Origin of the sequence: Dyadobacter luteus (genome assembly GCF_003383615.1) — a bacterium.
In the GTDB taxonomy this organism is placed as follows: Bacteria; Bacteroidota; Bacteroidia; order Cytophagales; family Spirosomataceae; genus Dyadobacter; species Dyadobacter luteus.
Genome location: NZ_QNUL01000005.1, coordinates 1 through 18,259, shown reverse-complemented (window position 1 = coordinate 18,259; position 18,259 = coordinate 1). Strand labels below are relative to the sequence as shown.

The following is an 18,259-nucleotide window of genomic DNA, read 5'->3' as shown; positions in this document are numbered from 1 at the left end:
AAGATTATGTACCAAACTGCACATCAAAAGTAGTAGAAGGATTGACAGGAAACATTTCGGGTATTAATCAATTATATACCAATTTTAACATAAATGGTTTTCACACCAGTTCTGGAATAAATAAGCCATCAAAAGTACTATTTGCTATATTATTCAAACAAATAGACAATACTGCAATAAATTATTTGGAGATTACCCTAATTGACTTCCTCAATAAAAACTACCTGTGCGCGGTCTGCTTTGCGAATTTTCCGCAGAAAAGAGATCCACTCTGTATAATCTGTTGCTGCATATGTACCTCCTGTCAACACGATTTTACGGCTGCTTACCATTTTTCCCTGCTCATAAGAAGTATGACATTTTAAAGAGCCGAATTTAGAAGTGATATCAACTGACGGAAGTGTACTTTCCAGTTTGAAACCTTCGGGAACGAGATAACTTACCGTGTCAATATCGGTAAAACTATATTCGGAAGGAGGTAAATAGAAGTGATGGGTACGCTCGGTCATGTCGGGCAGATTCACAGACCTGCTGAGCAGGTAAGGCTTTACAAATAACCTTTTTCCACTCCTGGCCGCTCCATTTCTGACTTTGATATTCAACTGCTCGTTTATGTAAGGTTCTTCACCATATTCTTCTTTAAGTTTGAAAGCTTCCAGTTCCAGACTCGGCAGGTTGATCTGGCCGACAAGCCATTTCTTTTGCCCATCGGCATTCTCTGCATGGATCAGCCTGTTTCTTGTCTCCTGTCTCAGACCGGAATAACGTGTATTAGCCAGGATTTGTGCATCTCCATTTTTGTCGAGCCTGATATCCGTATGGCTTGTTCTTTTATTTTTATCAGCGGTGTAATCAGGAGTCATCACCAATTTTCCTCCCTGAGGCATCACAAGCAATGCGGGGCGTCCACCGGTAAAAGTACCCATGAAATTTGCGGAAGTGGTCTGGCTCGTACATTCCAGCCAAACAGTATCTTTTTCCGCAATAGCGCAGGCAATTACATGGTTAAACTGGCTCGAAGGAAAATCTGCCTTAATCATCTCATCTCTGCCGGCCCTGATTAGCGCTGCGTGGCTCCGGATCCCCGCTACCTGAAGTGCTGCCAGTGTAAAATTGGTAAGTGCTTTACAATCACCGTAGCCTTTTGAACTTACGGTAGTAGCATCTATTGTTTGCCAGCCGCCAATTCCAAGTTGAATACTGACATAACGTGACCTGGCCTGCATCCATTTATAGATCAGCAGTATTTTTTCCCGTTCCGACTTAGCAGATTTAATCAGCGTTTTAATCTCTTCCTGAACAGGAGCAGGAAGCACATCACGCCCGGCATTCAGTGTATAGTAAAACTTGCTCAGATCTTCCCACGAATTGAAATTTCCCTTATATTCCTGCAATTCAAATTCCGAAGGAGCAACCAGAACAACCGGGGTATTTTCTAAGCCTGGCATTGGATAAGGATCTTTCAATCCCGTAGCGGCATAGTTTTCAACTTTCCATATGTAAAGATCGTTTCCGTCTTTATCCTTTTGCTTTTGAGGTTCTGCAGCACCGTGGTAAACTTTATATCTGAATTGAAATCCAGGTGGCGTTTTGATTGAAAAAGTGGCGAGTTCCGTGGAAACTTCTGTATTACCCACCGGAGCCCATCTTGGATAAAACATCAGGTTTCTATCCCGGATCTCATAACTGTATTCAATTGTATAAGGATAGGTATATGCTTTTTTTCCAAAATCCAGTTTCCTGATTCGCGCATCAGTGATTTCATCCCCGGACACTCCGTAACCAAAATCACTGATATCGGATCCTTTCAGTTTTCTCACTACTTTGCCCGACGCATCATACAGCACACCATTGATATTACTGATCCTGGTGAATTTATCGTATTGGATATAGTGCTCCACATATTCTTCTTCTCCTTTTTCGTCAAGAATAGTAATAACTCTCCTGGCGCGCAATCTTCCCTCCGACTTTGAAATCACCTCCCAGCTCAGTTCATTTATTCTGATCACGGCATGCGCCTGCCGGATAAGGTTCGGGGCGATTTGGTCATAGGCTAAGTTTTGCTGAGAATACGCAAAGGTTGTTCCTAAGAATGTCAGGAATAACAACACTCCGGACACTACACGTTTATCAATCCTTTCCAATTTCATTTCTTGATTACTCTTAATGGCTTGGCGTGTTGCTGTACGATTCTTTCAAAAAACTCTTTCACATCGTGATATTCTTCTGCCGTAAAGCTCGTTTTGGTAACCGAAACAGAACTATTCACTTGTATGATGTTGTCTTCCTGCCTGATTTGATAAGTAAATCTCCCCGCTTTTTCAGGCAACAGAATCACTTCAGCTTTGGGAATCTCCTCCAGTACATAACCATCCGGGAGTTTGAAGTTCGCGATGTAAGTATTGGATATACCAGTAGCCAGATCAAGCGGATATATCCTTTCCTGCGCCCTGAGCGGATTGGCGCCCCACCTGCCCACAATAACCGGATTAAAATAAAAACCTCCGGGGTGCAAATTGTCATCTTCTGCCTCAAAATCATACTTTATGTTGACAGCAGCCTTCAGTTCTTCGTCTCTGTTTTTTATAGCCAGATTACTGATTTGCCATTGCTCCAGTGATTTTTTAAGATCCGACTGGTATACGTCGTCGGTTTCACTGTTGTATTTCCCACGCCAGAACAGCGCCTCATATCCTCCCAGCGATGTATTGACGCGCCCGGTAATCACTCCGTCTTCAGGATTAATCTCAGCATCAACAATATCCAGTTTACTTTTACTGTCTTTAGAAGTCAGCGGGATAAATCGGCCAGTTCCTTTTTTCGGAATCAGCCTTCCCTTCCCGTTCAGCACATGCTCAGGAAGCATGCCCGGACGTGTATAAGAACTCGTAGCGTCCAGCAAATATTCGTTCTCACCTACTTTAACATGTGCTATTACATAGTTAAAGCTTTCCAGCATCGGAATTTCTTCTATAATTCTACCGTGGGATCTGGTACTCAAAACGACCGGATTAGCATCCAGGTCAAGTTCACGCAACAGCGAAACAAGTGCCAGATTAATATCACTTGCACTCCCTTTCTTGTACTCATATGCCTTTTTTGCACCGTCTCTGGAACCTACGCCAGAATATCCGTCCCATTTCATATGCTTTTGTAAATGAGCATACGCCAGTTTCAATTTCTCCTCCGGTTCCTTTGCGGTACTATTAATTCGATCTCTGACTTCTCTCAGATAGCTTGTTTTCCTTAACTCTCCTCCAAACCATGCAACCTGATCCAACGTTCGGTCCACCTGATCCCAGGTTTGCGAGAAACGACGCTGCGCTTGTCCCGGAATAGATACGCTGGCCAGTTCAAACCTTATCCTTGACAAATAATCCGCAGAAGTAGTAATAAATGGTTCGTCCGTAAATGCGGGCGCATCTTTTACAACAAATCGATAGGAAATCCCCCTACCCTTGTACGCTTCGTAACCTACATTCACATCTACAACTTCCTGCTTGTTAATAAACAGAGGCAGATAACCACCAAGCGTCATCTTGTATTCCAGAAAATAAGGAATAACAATACGATACTCACTCCATTGCGAAGGTAAATCCCCCTGAAATTTCCACATATCCGGCTCGTTTTTCAAAGCAAGAGGTGTTTCACGGGTATAAAAATATTCAATAACCGCACCCTTTTTCACATTAGGCAGGTTGAACTTTTGAGTACGGTAATCGCTGGATGTCTTCTCGTCCTTCACCGCTCTCTTTTCAAGTTCAGTAGTTACAATCCGATTGTCTTCCAGGTTGTGCGTATAAGCCTTAATACCATATACCGACTCTTTTTTCGAAAGATCCGGACCATCGTAATAAGTGAGTGCAACCGATGCGCGATCCAATGCAGATTCTTTCAGTATTTTAATCCTGAACCAGTAGTCCATCAGCATTACCAAACCCTTGCGCTCGTCATAGGAAAAGCGCAGATTTCCTGAATCATATAGATAAACAGCCTCAGCACTGCTGTCTTCCTTTGCAGCAGTTGCTTCCAGTGAAGCGCGATCAATATAGCCTAGTTTGGGTTTAAAATCCTTTTCCTGCGCATAGGCCCCGGATACACATATAGTCGTAAAAAAGAAGGCAATGACCCATACAGAGCAACGGGTAGTGAAACCCGGAGAGCAAAAATTCATGTTACTAACAGATATGAAGGGATAAATAAATCACTGCATAGTTACATCTTTCCTGTGTATTTCAAAAAAACTGAGCAGATCCAAATGGATTTATTTACTCACCGGAAACCTTTTCATGAAAACAGATTTTAATTCCTAATTTTGATATTCAACCGAACAGTACCTCACGTTTACACGTTGTAATCCTGAAACCCATTAATTGTAACATTCAAAGTTTATGTCATCTACTCAAAATGAAAACCCGGTCCGTGTATTGGTAGTGGGTTGCGGCAACATGGGAGCCTCGCATGCTTTCGCCTATCAACTACTCGACGGATTCGAAATCTGCGGGATCGTATCAACAGGAAAAAGTAAAGAGACGCTGAACGAAAAGCTGGGAGGCGGCTATGCGCTGTACAGCGATTACAAAGCGGCGCTCTTGGAAACCAAGCCTGACGCTGTATGTATTTCTACCTATCCGGATACACATGAAGAATTCGCAATTCTGGCTTTGGAGCATGGTGCCCATGTATTTATAGAAAAGCCATTGGCAGCTACGGTGGAAGGCGCTAAAAATGTAGTAGAAGCAGCTAAAAAAGCAGGTAAGCAGGTCGTAGTGGGCTATATTTTACGTCACCATCCGTCATGGGAACGCTTTGTTACCGAAGCAAGAGAGCTCGGAAAACCGCTTGTCATGCGTATGAACCTTAATCAGCAGAGCCATGGCTACATGTGGGGCGTACATCGCAACCTGATGAAAAGCCTGAGCCCCATCGTTGATTGCGGCGTTCATTATATTGACGTCATGTGCCAGATGACGCGTTCAAAACCATTGCGTGTGAACGCGATCGGCGCAAGACTTACAGAAGATATTCCTGCAGGCAACTATAACTACGGACAGCTTCAGATCTGGTTTGAAGATGGGTCGGTTGGCTGGTATGAAGCAGGATGGGGCCCGATGATCAGCGAAACGGCATTCTTTGTGAAAGATGTGATAGGACCTAAGGGATCGGTTTCTATTGTTGCCAAAGATGCGGGTGCTGCGGGTAAGTCTGCTTCCGTGGAGGCACATACAAAAACTGAATCCATCCGGGTTCACCATGCGGCACTGAACGATAAAGATGAGTTTGTGCAGGAAGATACCTGGATCAATCTGGAAGACGAGCCGGATCACCAGGAATTGTGCAACCGTGAGCAGCGCTTTTTCCTTTCTGCAATTCGCGAAAATATGGATCTTACCGATCACTTACAGGATGCAGTTACCAGTCTCCAGATCGCATTTGCCTGTGATGAGTCTGTTCGAACAGGTCGCACTGTAGACCTTGTTTAGGTTTAGTTATACAACTGTTATTTATAAAAACCTCCTGAACGCTTCGTTCAGGAGGTTTTTATGTTTTATCCTCACATTGTACCAGATTACCATTCACTTACAGGTTGTATTTGTAACCGTTTTTTATTTTTTCAAACGTTTGCATTAGACTATTACGAGATATTATTTAAGATTTATTAAGATATTCCTGTAATTTAATATAATATTGCCTTTAAATACCATTGGCTACATAAAGCCGTTCACAGGTAATTCTGACTCCACCGTAAAATTTCGTGTACTGAGCAATGCATTTTAGTTTTGATTACATAGGTAAAAGGTTTTAGCAAAATTAAATTTGGACTTTTATAAGTAATAATATAATGCAACTATTCACCTAACCCCAACTGCATGATATAACAATCCGACCCACTGAGTACCCATTAACAGTCGCCGCTCACCATGTGACTGACTTACCAAAGTACCTAACATACCTTTTTTATAATGGAAAAAATCACTACCTCATCTGGTATCGTCCGATCCGGGCGTTTACTCTCAAAGTTCGTACCGTTGGCACTGGCATTCGCCGTGACAACACATGCACAGGCCGGCCTGTCTGTTAAACCGGAAAGAATTATCAAGACTATTACAGCGGATCGCACCCTTAAAGGAAAAGTAACCGACAAAAGTACAGGTGAAGGACTTCCTGGTGTAAACGTTGTTGTAAAAGGTACCAGCACCGGTACAACTACAGACGAAAACGGTAGCTACACCATCAATGTGGCTGACAATGGATCTACACTTGTATTCAGCTTTGTGGGCTACATTGGTCAGGAAGTTGTTGTAGGTTCTAAAAGCATCGTAGACATTGCCATAGAATCTGATACCAAAGCACTGAGCGAGGTAGTTGTAATCGGTTATGGTACCGCCAAAAAATCTGACTTAACAGGATCTGTTGGATCCGTAAAAGAAGCAGAACTTAGAGAACGCCCTGTTCCATCTTTGAACCAGGCTCTTCAGGGTAAAGTATCAGGGGTGCAGGTTAACGTAAACTCAGGTCGCCCGGGTGGACGTTCTAACGTACGGATCCGTGGTTTCAGCTCTATTAACTCATCCAACAACCCATTGTACGTGGTGGATGGAGTAATGCTTCCGCAGGGTAACCAAAACCAGGCAAGCCAGGCCATCGACTTTATCAACCCTAATGACATCGTATCGGTAGAGGTACTGAAAGATGCGTCTTCTACTGCTATTTATGGTGCTCGTGGCGCGAATGGTGTAATCATGATCACTACCAAGAGAGGTAAAGCCGGTGATGGTATCATTACCTACAACCTTGACCTGAGTGTGCCGACTGCTGGTCCTAAAAGAGCAAAAGTGCTTAACGCTCAGCAATATCTGGATGTAGAAGATCTTTCTTACAAAAACATGCAGAAGTATGATCCTGTTGGATGGGCTGAAGGAAAATACACGAGTCACAATCCGCAGGTACGCCGTCAGAAGTTGTTTGATGCACGTCCTGAAATTTTCACCAAACGCGCCGATGGTACATTTGCACCTAATTACGATACAGACTGGTTCAAAGAATCTACTCAAAACAGAGTTTCTCAAAACCATCAGTTAGGATTTAGCGGAGGAAACAGCAAAACGACTTATTCTCTTTCTTTAGGATACCGTGACGATCAGGGTTTGATCAAAACATCTTACCTGAAGCGTTATTCTTCTCGCTTCAGTATAGACGATCAGGTAAAAAAATGGTTACGTATCGGTGGAACGCTTAGCTACAACAATCAGGCTGAAAACCTGGTAGATATCAATGATGCAGTACCCCGCCAGATGGTAGAAGACTTCCCATTCCTTCCGGTTAAATACAACGACGGAGTATATGCTAACAACCGTGACTATCCGGGAGCAGAAGGTTCTATGAGTTCTGTTCACCGTTTGATGGGACGTAAGTACAACCTGAATACGCAAACTACATTGGGTAGCCTTTACGGAAACGTTACGCTGGCAAAAGGTCTTGAACTGCGTTCTGTTTTGGGAATCAACGTGATCAATCAGGAAGTAAACCAGTCTCAAACCCGCTCACTTACACCTAATGAACTGGGTACTGCGAGAAAAGAAAACAGGAAAGAAACTTTCTGGTCATGGGAAAACTACCTGACTTACAACAAAACCGTAGGCATTCATTCATTCAACGCACTGGCAGGTATTTCATGGCAAGAAACGAATGTAACGACAAATGGTGTAGGTTCTCAAAACTTTGCAACGGATTATTTCGGATTTGATAACCTGGGAGCTGGTGCTACCCTTCCGTCATCAAACCCATATGTATCCGGTGCATCCCGTTTTGCATTTAACTCCTACTTCGGTCGTTTGAATTATACTTTGCTTGAAAAATATCTGTTTACTGTAACTGGTCGTGCAGATGGTTCATCTAAATTCGGTAGAGATCATAAATTTGCGTTCTTCCCATCAGCTGCCTTTGCATGGAAAGTATCTGATGAGGAATTCCTGAAAAACAATACGCTTATTTCAAATCTTAAATTCCGTACAAGTTACGGGGTAACAGGTAACTCTGAAATTCCTCCATATACTTCCCTGCCTCTTTTGAGCTCTACTTATGCTTCTGTATTCAGCGATACAAGAGTAAGTGGTACCGGTATCAGCGTTTTACCTAACCCGGATTTGAGATGGGAAAAAACGGCTCAAACAGATGCAGGTTTGGAAATCAGCTTCCTGAAAGGTAGAATCTCTCTTGAAGCAGATTACTATTACAGAAAAACAACTGATATGCTTTTGGATGCACCGGTTCCTCGTACGAGTGGTTATGCCACAATACGTAAGAACATTGGTTCAATGGAAAACAAAGGATTTGAATTTGCACTGAATACCGTGAACATTGAAACAGCTAAATTTGGCTGGACAAGTAGTTTCAATATCTCATTTAACCGTAACAAAGTTTTATCTCTTGCTACACCAGCAGATATATTCGGAGTGGGTGGTCCTTCTATCACCAACCAGACAAGTGTACTTCGTGTAGGAGAACCTGTAGGCGCATTCTGGGGTCTTACCCGTCTTGGTACATGGTCAGAAGCTGAGCGTGAACAGGCTGCTAAATTCACCAGCTATCGCGGAAACCTGACAATGCTACCAGGTGATGTGAAATACCTTGATGTAAATGGCGATGGCGTTATCTCTGATGCTGACCGTGGAATTATCGGTAATGGTAGCCCAAAAGGATGGGGAACATTCTCAAATACCTTGCGTTATGGAAATTTCGATCTTGTACTTGATCTACAATTCTCGTACGGAAATGACCTGATGGATATGAACCTTCACGCAAGTGAAGACCGCGTATCCCTTGCAAACAGCTACGCTACTGTATTGGATGCATGGACTCCAACGAACCAGAACTCTCCTATCGCAGAAATCCGTGATACAAAAGCAGGATACGTAACAAACGTAGATACCCGCTGGATTTTTGACGGATCTTTCCTACGCGGACGTAACATGATTTTAGGATATTCTTTCCCATCTGAAGTAGCGAGCAAGCTAAAAATGAGCAAGTTGAGATTATACGTATCGGCTCAGAACTTCTTTATACTTAGCAAATACCCACATGGTGACCCTGAACAAACACCTATCCGCGGTAACTTCGATACGGAAAACGTATTCTCACAAGGTATGATCTGGCACGGATACCCACGACCAACTACTTACACAGCTGGTTTGCAGGTAGCATTCTAAGGATCAGAATCTTTGTAACATTAAATGACATTGAACATGAAACTATTTAATATAAAAAACATAACGAAAGCCTTATTGTGCGGAGTCATTCTCCTTGGGCCTTCAAGCTGCAGCGACTTTCTGGATGAGCGTAACCCATCTGCACTGCAACCAGATGACTTCTTCACACTGCCTGATCATGCCCAATCCGTAGTAAACGCAACCTATGCCGGTTTACGATTTTATGGTGAAGGAGCAGGTATTTTCTCTGCCAACTGGCAATTGCTGGAAGCGGTAACAGGTACCGCAACTACGCAGACAGGTCAGAACTCAGATTTGAACAACCTTTACTCACTGACTCACGACGGCAATACAGGCCATGTAAGTAACTGGTGGAATGGTCTATACAGAATTATCGCCAACGCAAACCTTGGTATTGATAAAATTCCGGGTATTCCGTTTCCAGCCGCAGATGAGTCTGTAAAAACGAGGTTACTGGGTGAATCCAGATTCCTCAGAGCATGGGCTTACTTTTATGTTGTACGTATGTGGGGAGATGCTCCGCTGATCACAAAACCACAGACTACGGAGTCAGAAGATTTCAGTCCGACAAGAGCACCGCAAGAGGAAATCTATAAACTGATTGTAGATGACCTTCTTGCAGCAGAAGCTGCTGGCTTACCTGCAACTGCAACTACAGGGCGTGTGACTCAGATGGCTGTAAAATCACTATTGGCAAAGGTATACCTTACGATGGCTGGCTTTCCGTTGAGCAAGGGGGCATCGCACTATAAACTAGCTGCAGACAAGGCACTGGAGGTTATTACTTACTCAAAAGCAAATCCAAGTGTACTGAACCTGTTTCCATCGTACAAGGAATTGCGGACAGAAACGCAGAAAAACCGCGTCGAGCATATATTCCAAATCCAGTATCACAGTACTGTAGCGCAGTTTCCTTTGAATGATTTCTTCCCGAACTTTCAGCCTGTAACTTTTTCAGGACCAAGCGGAACAGGAAGTACAGTACCAACTACTTCTTTCTACAACACCTATGATAACAGCGATTTACGCAAGAAAAATCAGGAAGGATGGTTCTATACTTCTTACTTCACCAATGGAACAGGAGCTGAGTTTCAGTTAGGTGGGCCTTTCGTATTCAAATACTTCAATGTAGCAGCATTAGGTGGCCCGGGCATTACTCCAACCAGAGTAAACAACCTGAACGTAAACCTGATCCGTTATGCAGAAGTTTTACTGACCTACGCAGAAGCTCAGAATGAAGTAGGTGGTGTAAACCAGGAAGCCTACGACGCGTTCAAAAAGATTCGCGACCGTGCCCAGTTGACAACGCCTGCTATGGGAACATATACCACTTCTACTTTCCGTGAAGCAGTTTGGAAAGAAAGATGGCACGAATTCGCATACGAAGGTATCACCTGGTTTGATATGGTTCGTCTGCGTAAAGTATTCAATGAAACAACAAAAGGATTCGACAATTTTGTAGGCCACCTTAACCTGAATATATCAGGAGGTAAGCCTCTATTGGAAAGACATCTTCTGTTCCCATTGGGTATTCCTGAAATGAGAAACAACCCAAATCTGAAACCTCAGAATCCGGGTTATCCTCAATAAGCTGAATTAATCAGTAAATCTGAGCCAGTCCATACTCGTTGCGAGCAGGACTGGCTCTTTTATTTTCTTTCAATACTTTGTTTTAATTTAGCCTTGAAAGAAATTCATCTAACGGATCGTGAACATGGCAAATTTGAAATCGGAATCTTGGAAAGAACAGCAAGGATACAATAAACTCCGCTTTCTGATTTCGGTTATCATGTTGCTTAGTTTATCCTCTTCCTTCGCCCAACAACTGATTTCTATTCAAAGCCCTGTTAACAACCAGATAGTACAGCGTGATTCATCCGGTTTCGCTACGATTTCCCTGACGGGCTATATTCATTATCCCTTCTCTCGCCTGGAAGCGAGGCTTACTCCTGCCGCCGGGAACTTACATCCTGAGGTTTTTGCGTCAATCGATAACGCACAAATTATTCAGGGTTTCTTCTATAAAAGCATGGTTGCCGGATCAGGCTGGTATAAACTTACCTTAACAGGTTTTTCAAATACAGGTGTTGTAGCATCTGCCGAAGTTGCAAAAGTGGGGATAGGGGAAGTCTTCTTAATTGCGGGAAATTCCAATGCTATGGGATTGCCTGAGCTCGGAGCAAAAAGTGGCACTGAAAATGTCATTTCCTTCAATGCTGTCAATAAAATACTCAATGACGAAAATATTACCGTAGCTCCCGACCGTCCCATGCCTGCTCCTCAATTCAGCCCTATTGATTCCAAAAACAATATCTTCCCTTCAGGAGAAACTGCATGGTACTGGGGAGAATTGGGTGAAATGTTGTTCAAAAAAACGGGTGTGCCCACACTTTTTTTGAATGCTGCATGGGCAGCCGCCAATTCTGAAAATTATCACGACGGTGCATCAGGAAAGGATGCGTATAACCTGTATGTAGGTAAATACTGGCCAAACCGACAGCCTTATTCTAATATCAAAAACACACTGAAATATTTTAATTCCTGGTTAGGAATACGCGCAGTGCTCTGGGCGCATGGAGAAAACGATGCACAGCTGGGCTTTACAGAGAATGCTTATTTTGAAAACGTCAGCACCTTGATTGAAACAAGCCGGAAAGATGCGGGTTTTAAAGCTTCATGGATCATGGCAAGAAGTTCAGCCAGTTCGACTATTTCACAACCCTATCAGCCCATTATCAATGCGCAGAATCGGTTTTTTGCAGATAAAAACCGGCTTGTCTATCCCGGACCTGACCTCGATCGTATACAAATCCCGCGTCCTGCACATGGCCATTTTGAGAATATAACAAACGGAGTTCAGGGGCTTACGGACGCAGCAAAAGCATGGAATACACTACTTACAGATTCACTACTTGCTGAAATCAAGCCGGTTCTGCCGGCTTATACAATTCATACCGGGGTCACTCCATTGGAAGTGAAACAAGGATCCTCATTTCTGTTACCATACATCATTACGGGACCTTCATTAAATGTGCAGGCTGAATTACTTGACAACTCTGATTCCTACGTAGCCACTGTTGCCACAGGCAACCGAAGTCCGCTTACAGTAACAATACCGGACAACATCAAAAACGGAACCTATAAAATTCGCATAATCGGTACCTCTCCCACTCTTCCCGGTAGCATTTCCAGTCGTATTTTCATAAATACTGCTCTGCCCGCGAACCAGTATGTCAACCATATCCATGCGCGACGTGAAGACAGTGAAATACATATAGCCTGGCTGGTAAGTGCCAATACGCAAATCGGTAATATTATCCTGCAAAAAACTACCGACGGACTCAATTATACAGATATAACCAGCTTACAGCCTGTAGATAATCAATCCACCTCACATCTGTATACTTATTCCGATACTAACACTGGAAACGGAACTCTTTTTTACCGGGTGGTACTGGAATTTGCTGATGGTTCAAAAACTGTTTCTCCCATATCCACCGTGTTTGCAGAAGGGAGTACACCTTACTTACTCGTTTTTCCCAATCCGGTTACCGACCAGACATTCCGCTTCCGAATTAACCCCGAGGATGAATTGCTGGAATGCAGGTTATACGACGTAAAAGGAAGAGAATTTGTACTCAATACGAATGAAAGAGAAATGTCGGGGGCAATAACGGCACGTCCTGCGGGACATATTCCGTCAGGCACTTACATACTGAAGATAGTTACTGATACAGGCAGTACGTCTCAGTCAATTTTCGTGCTGTAAAAAAAGAGCTGACGATCTGACGCCAGCTCCTTTTGCGATACTATCATACGGTTAACTTTCGAACAAATTACCAAGTCCTCCAATCACAGAACCACTTTCTTTTTTGGCATTTCCGCCACCCGGAGACAATCTCTGGATCAATTTCGAAATCGGCATAGACTGTATCCAGCAACGCCCTGTTCCTCTGAGCGTAGCCAGAAACATTCCTTCACCACCAAATACCATTGACTTCAATCCGCCGGATCTCTGAATATCAAAACTCAGTGATTGCTCAAAAGCCACCACACAGCCCGTATCAATTCTCAGTGTTTCGTTGTTCAGCTGACGTTCCATTACTACGCCACCCGCATGAACAAACGCCATACCATCACCTTTCAGTTTTTGAAGAATAAAACCTTCTCCACCGAACAAACCTGATCCGAATCGTTGGTTGAAGTGGATTTTCATGCTTGTTCCCATAGCAGCACAAAGGAAACCATCCTTTTGAACAATCAGCTCATTGCCATAGATTTTTGACAAATCAATCGGCATGATCGTTCCGGGATACGGAGCAGAAAAGGCAACCTTACGTTTTCCAACACCCAGATTAGTAAAGTGCGTCATAAAAAGTGATTCTCCGGTAAGCACCCTCGTTCCTGCCTGAAAGATCTTCCCCATAATGCTTTGATTCGGTTCTGAACCATCGCCCATTTTGGTTTCAAACTGAATACCATCTTCCATGTACAGCATCGCTCCGGCTTCTGCAATTACCGTCTCGCGGGGATCAAGTTCAATTTCAACGACCTGAATATCGTCGCCAATGATTTTGTAGTCAATTTCGTGTGAGATCATTTTTTCGATAGTTTAAGGTATTTGGGGGCAGGGCAAAGGGATGTAGGCTTTGGAACAAGGGTTAAATGCATGGACCTGGGTGAGAAGTTCCTATGCCCTTTCCCCCATGCCCCCCGGCTCTATAACCCTTTGCCCAATCATTCTTCCTCCTCGTTTGTTTTCTTTTTGGACTTTCTGGTTTTACGACCAGGAATATCTTCGCGATCACGAAGCTTCTTATCGTCTACATTTTTATTCAAAAATTCGTTGATCCGATCCATATCAAAGCTGGTTGAGATTTCTCCAAATGAATTAATCTGAATATCAAATCCTTCCAGGTCCTTGTGAACTCTGGGTTTGTCAGCAGCCGCCTTGGCCGAATCTGTTGGTTTTTTCTTAGCCATAATCAAAGAGCTTTCGGTTATCAGTTTCCGGCTTTTGCCAAAGACTTTATGCCATTAAAATACAAATTTCAGTAATAATTATAAACAGCAATAGCTCCGGTAGCTCTTTAATTGACTATGTATTGATCAACTATAAAACTAAATTACCGGAGCTATTCCTCACTTTCAAATCAAATTGATTGAACGGTCTGTAAGAAACTATGCCAGGCGAATTTGCGCTGGTAAACGGTCAATAGAATTATTGAGCCTGTTCAACACTTCTTCTTTGCCAAGTATTTCCATGATTACCATCAGATCGGGTCCTGCACCTGCACCAGTGACTGCGAGTCTGAGTGCTTGCATCACTTTACCCATCTTCACACCAATGGCTTCCATCGTAGCAGACAACACCGACTTGATATTGTCGGCAACAAAATCTCCTTCAAAAGCACTTAATGCATCTTTATATGCTGAAATCGCCTTTACAGCTTCTTCATTCCATTTTTTCAAAACAACGTCCTGATCATATTCCTGAGGCGCATTGAAAAGGAACACCGATTCATCTGCAATTTCTTTCACGAAATGTACGCGGTCTTTCAGTAAATGAACGATCTGAACCAATTGCTCGTCAGTAATTGCGATTCCTTTTGCAGCAAAGAACGGTTTCACCTGTTCAATGATCGAGGCATCATCCTGCAATTTAAGATATTGCTGATTGAACCAGTTGGCTTTTTGAATATCGAATCTCGCTCCTGCTTTATGCACTCTTTCAAAGCTGAAAGCCTCTATCAGTTGCTCCATATTGAACATTTCCTGCTCAGTACCTGCGTTCCATCCAAGCAAAGCCAGGAAGTTGGCGGTAGCTTCAGGTGAATATCCTTCTTCTCTGAAACCTCTGGCTTTATCACCAGTATTAGGATCCGTCCATTCCAACGGGAAAATCGGAAAGCCACCCAGGTCAGCGTCACGCTTAGAAAGCTTACCGTTGCCATCTGGTTTCAACAAAAGCGGCAAATGCGCAAACTGCGGCATGGTACTCTCCCAACCCAGGTAGCGATAAAGCAAAACGTGTAACGGAGCAGAAGGAAGCCACTCTTCACCACGGATTACATGCGTGATGCCCATCAGATGGTCATCCACAATGTTAGCCAGGTGGTAAGTAGGCATACCGTCGGATTTCAGCAATACCTTGTCATCAATCTGCGAAGAATGAACAACAACCCATCCGCGGATCAGATCATTGAAACGGATGTCTTCCTTCGGCATAATCTTCATGCGGATTACGTAAGGCTCACCGCTTTCCAATCTTGCCTGCGTTTCTTCAGCAGAAAGTGTCAGGGAGTTTTTCATCTCCTGACGCGTAATTGCATTGTATTGTACCGCTGCGACTTTGGCTTCTTCAAGTCTTTTGCGCATCGCATCCAGGTCCTCGGCAGTGTCAAAAGCATAATACGCTTTTCCTTCTTTCACCAACCTTTCAGCATACTCGCGGTACATTTCTTTTCTTTCCGACTGGCGATACGGAGCATGCGGACCACCAGTTTGCGGTCCTTCATCTATCGTAATTCCCAGCCATTCCAGTGCTTCAAGTATATAGGCTTCTGCTCCCGGCACATATCTGTTCTGATCAGTATCTTCTATGCGCAACAGCATCTGACCTCCCTGCTGACGGGCAAACAGGTAATTGTAAAGAGCAGTACGAACACCACCCGCATGAAGCGGTCCGGTGGGACTAGGAGCAAATCGCACCCTTACTGGTAACTTATTCATTATTTGTACTTTAACTTAAAAATATCTAATCTATTGGCCAGAGAAGGTCACTTATTGTCAGGGATTGGCGATTATGGACAAGGATTGTCAAGGGTTGGCATTTGTAGTCAATTATAAGCATGAGTTGTAAGTTGTTGTCACGGATTGACACCGAACCTATTTCCTGACTTTAATTGACTATACCTGACAATTTCCTATCCATTTCCTGACCACAGTTGACAATGCCTGACTACTCCACCGCAATTACAGAAATCTCAACATTCACATCTTTAGGAAGGCGGGAAACCTGAACTGTTTCACGTGCCGGAGGATCGCTCTTGAAGAAGCTTCCGTAAACTTCGTTTACAGCCGCGAAGTCGTTCATATCTTTCAGGAAAATACTTGATTTTACAATATTACCGAATCCAAGTCCTGCTGCTCCGAGAATATGTCCGATATTTTGCATCACCACGCCAGCCTCTGCTTTGATATCTCCGGATTGCGCCAGCTCAGCTGCAATCTGTCCTGATACATAAAGTGTTCCGTTTACTTTTACAGCCTGACTATAGGGCCCTATCGGCGCAGGTGCTTTATCTGAAAAAATGATCTCTTTTGCCATGAAAATAATGATGAATGCAGGAATATTTATATATGACTAAAATGGTGCATACAATCATTTCCTGCAAGTGATATAATCCTGCAAAAGTATCAAAAAAATGTGGGATGAGAGTTGCCCTATGCTACATCAAATAAGGCTTTTAATTCAGTGGCATCAGCCGGATTCATACGTCCACCCAGAACCAGGCGAAGTTGCCTGCGACGGAGCGCACTGATATACAATTCTTTTTCTTCGTCAGATTGAGGCTCCAAGGCTGAAACCTCTATAGGACGGCCGTTTTGATCTACAGCAACAAAAGTGTAGAATGCCTGGTTAGTGCTCACACGGATACCAGCCGGTACATCTTCTGCCCATACTTCCAGATGCACTTCCATGGATGAGTTGAACGACCGCGTCACTTTTGCCTTCATGGTGACAATGTTACCCAAGCGGATAGGCTCTTTAAAAGAAACGTTATCCACCGATGCGGTAACCACAATCCGGTTCGAATGCCTTTGTGCTGAAATCGCCGCGCATATATCCATCCAATGCAGCAAACGGCCTCCCATCAGATTATTTAAGGTATTTGTATCATTGGGAAGCACCATCTCAGTCATGATTACTTCTGATTCCTGCGGGTATTTCAACTTAGGCATAAAGTTATTTTTTGGTATAATCTAAAACTTAGGGCAGCGTGTCTTCTTTCTCTCTCTGGCCTGCATCCTGGTTCCGATCAGATACGTAGCCCGGAATTGCAGAAAGGAGTAAATATCATTCATTTTGCCCACTCCTCTGTTCCAGCCCTCTTCCTTAGGAGGAAGACCTATCTCTGCCGAACGATCGGCAAGCATTTTTGAAAGGTCACTGGATAAATTCTCCGGATTTGCATATTTGCCACCTACATCATCCAGATAATCAGAAAACATAAAATTGGCGTTCAACTCCATGCCCAGACTCAACCTTTCAAAAGCCTGAAACATAATCCCTCCGCCACCAGTAATGGACAGTGGCACCCGGCTGTAATTAACTCCTTCGGTCTTAAGCGGAGGCAGGCTGTACCAGGTTCCATCCTTCTCTGTTTTGGTATTGAGATAGGTAGCCGAGACACCCAGAACAAGATATGGATTTACTTTCGGCCGAAGGTTAAATGCAATAAGATCCGCCTGAACTGTAAGACTCAGATCAGGATTACGGGCACGAAAAGAAAGGTTATCGTTAAAGTATTTTGAATTGCTTTGATGACCTGAAACCTGATAGAAACGAAGTTCTCCTCTGGCACTGAAATGCTCGGTTACCCGATACAAAGCTCCTACAGAAATGGCCGGGCCAAGGCCTTTCAGAACAGGTTTATCATTCAAATCCCCATAATAATAGGCTGCCCCCAAACCTCCCGTGAGACTGATCACACCAAAGGGAGGTATATATTTCCCGCTGAATTGATTTCGTTTCTGAGCCAAAGCTCCTGAAGAGAACAGGTTCACCGCCCCCAAAATAAGTAGTGTATGTAATAAAGTTTTCATTAAGCCGAATTTACAGGTCCTCAATCTTTGACAATTATTTAAAATTGAAGAGGGGGATAATGTCCGTAAATATATTACTCTTCAAATAACATACCGCCTTTTGTTCCGATTTCAAAAAAGAAAAGAGGGTGTCTCAAATCAAATTGAGTCACCCTCTTTCATTTACTTAAACTTCTTTGAGGATTTGGTGTTTAAAAAGC

Annotated in this window: 12 protein-coding genes; 4 read left to right on the top strand and 8 right to left on the bottom strand. The window is 43.4% G+C overall.

Features of this window, described 5'->3' with window-relative positions; all coding sequences use genetic code 11:
* Window positions 1–197: 197 nt before the first annotated feature.
* Together DSL64_RS08485 and DSL64_RS08480 are read right to left on the bottom strand one after the other, a co-directional pair.
* On the bottom strand, window positions 198–2,150 hold the full coding sequence (locus DSL64_RS08485; protein ID WP_115830284.1) for a DUF3857 domain-containing protein: 1,953 nt from the start codon (window positions 2,148–2,150) through the stop codon (window positions 198–200).
* Window positions 2,147–4,174: a DUF3858 domain-containing protein gene (locus DSL64_RS08480; protein ID WP_115830282.1), complete on the bottom strand. Its 2,028-nt coding sequence runs from the start codon at window positions 4,172–4,174 to the stop codon at window positions 2,147–2,149. The genes DSL64_RS08485 and DSL64_RS08480 overlap by 4 nt, the downstream gene beginning before the upstream one ends.
* Before the next feature lie 217 nt (window positions 4,175–4,391).
* Here DSL64_RS08480 and DSL64_RS08475 point away from each other — a divergent pair, with 217 nt between their 5' ends.
* The 4 genes from DSL64_RS08475 to DSL64_RS08460 all read left to right on the top strand — a co-directional run bounded on the left by DSL64_RS08475 (window position 4,392) and on the right by DSL64_RS08460 (window position 12,999).
* A complete protein-coding gene (locus DSL64_RS08475; RefSeq protein ID WP_115830280.1) occupies window positions 4,392–5,483 on the top strand; it encodes a Gfo/Idh/MocA family protein in 1,092 nt (363 codons plus the stop codon).
* Window positions 5,484–5,963: 480 nt separating this feature from the next.
* Window positions 5,964–9,209 (top strand): SusC/RagA family TonB-linked outer membrane protein, encoded by a 3,246-nt coding sequence (locus DSL64_RS08470; RefSeq protein ID WP_115830279.1) that lies wholly within the window; start codon window positions 5,964–5,966, stop codon window positions 9,207–9,209.
* A gap of 36 nt (window positions 9,210–9,245) precedes the next feature.
* Window positions 9,246–10,820 carry a RagB/SusD family nutrient uptake outer membrane protein gene (locus DSL64_RS08465; RefSeq protein ID WP_115830571.1) on the top strand — a complete coding sequence of 525 codons (1,575 nt, stop codon included), beginning with the start codon at window positions 9,246–9,248 and terminating at the stop codon, window positions 10,818–10,820.
* A 124-nt stretch (window positions 10,821–10,944) separates the two neighbouring features.
* Window positions 10,945–12,999 carry a T9SS type A sorting domain-containing protein gene (locus tag DSL64_RS08460; RefSeq protein ID WP_229217004.1) on the top strand — a complete coding sequence of 685 codons (2,055 nt, stop codon included), beginning with the start codon at window positions 10,945–10,947 and terminating at the stop codon, window positions 12,997–12,999.
* 51 nt (window positions 13,000–13,050) lie between these two features.
* On the opposite strand, the gene DSL64_RS08455 is transcribed toward DSL64_RS08460, so the two are convergent.
* The 6 genes from DSL64_RS08455 to DSL64_RS08430 form a co-directional block, all read right to left on the bottom strand.
* Window positions 13,051–13,830 carry a TIGR00266 family protein gene (locus DSL64_RS08455; protein WP_115830277.1) on the bottom strand — a complete coding sequence of 260 codons (780 nt, stop codon included), beginning with the start codon at window positions 13,828–13,830 and terminating at the stop codon, window positions 13,051–13,053.
* 137 nt (window positions 13,831–13,967) lie between these two features.
* The gene (locus DSL64_RS08450) at window positions 13,968–14,213 is read right to left on the bottom strand and encodes a hypothetical protein (protein ID WP_115830276.1); all 246 of its coding nucleotides are present in this window, start codon (window positions 14,211–14,213) and stop codon (window positions 13,968–13,970) included.
* Between the two features lie 198 nt (window positions 14,214–14,411).
* On the bottom strand, window positions 14,412–15,962 hold the full coding sequence (gene gltX / locus DSL64_RS08445) for a glutamate--tRNA ligase (protein WP_115830274.1): 1,551 nt from the start codon (window positions 15,960–15,962) through the stop codon (window positions 14,412–14,414).
* Window positions 15,963–16,191: 229 nt separating this feature from the next.
* Window positions 16,192–16,560 carry a Rid family detoxifying hydrolase gene (locus DSL64_RS08440; protein ID WP_115830273.1) on the bottom strand — a complete coding sequence of 123 codons (369 nt, stop codon included), beginning with the start codon at window positions 16,558–16,560 and terminating at the stop codon, window positions 16,192–16,194.
* A gap of 116 nt (window positions 16,561–16,676) precedes the next feature.
* On the bottom strand, window positions 16,677–17,195 hold the full coding sequence (locus DSL64_RS08435) for an acyl-CoA thioesterase (RefSeq protein WP_115830272.1): 519 nt from the start codon (window positions 17,193–17,195) through the stop codon (window positions 16,677–16,679).
* Between the two features lie 21 nt (window positions 17,196–17,216).
* Entirely contained in the window at window positions 17,217–18,059 is an 843-nt protein-coding gene (locus tag DSL64_RS08430) for a putative outer membrane beta-barrel protein (protein WP_115830270.1), read from the bottom strand.
* Window positions 18,060–18,259 lie beyond the last annotated feature (200 nt).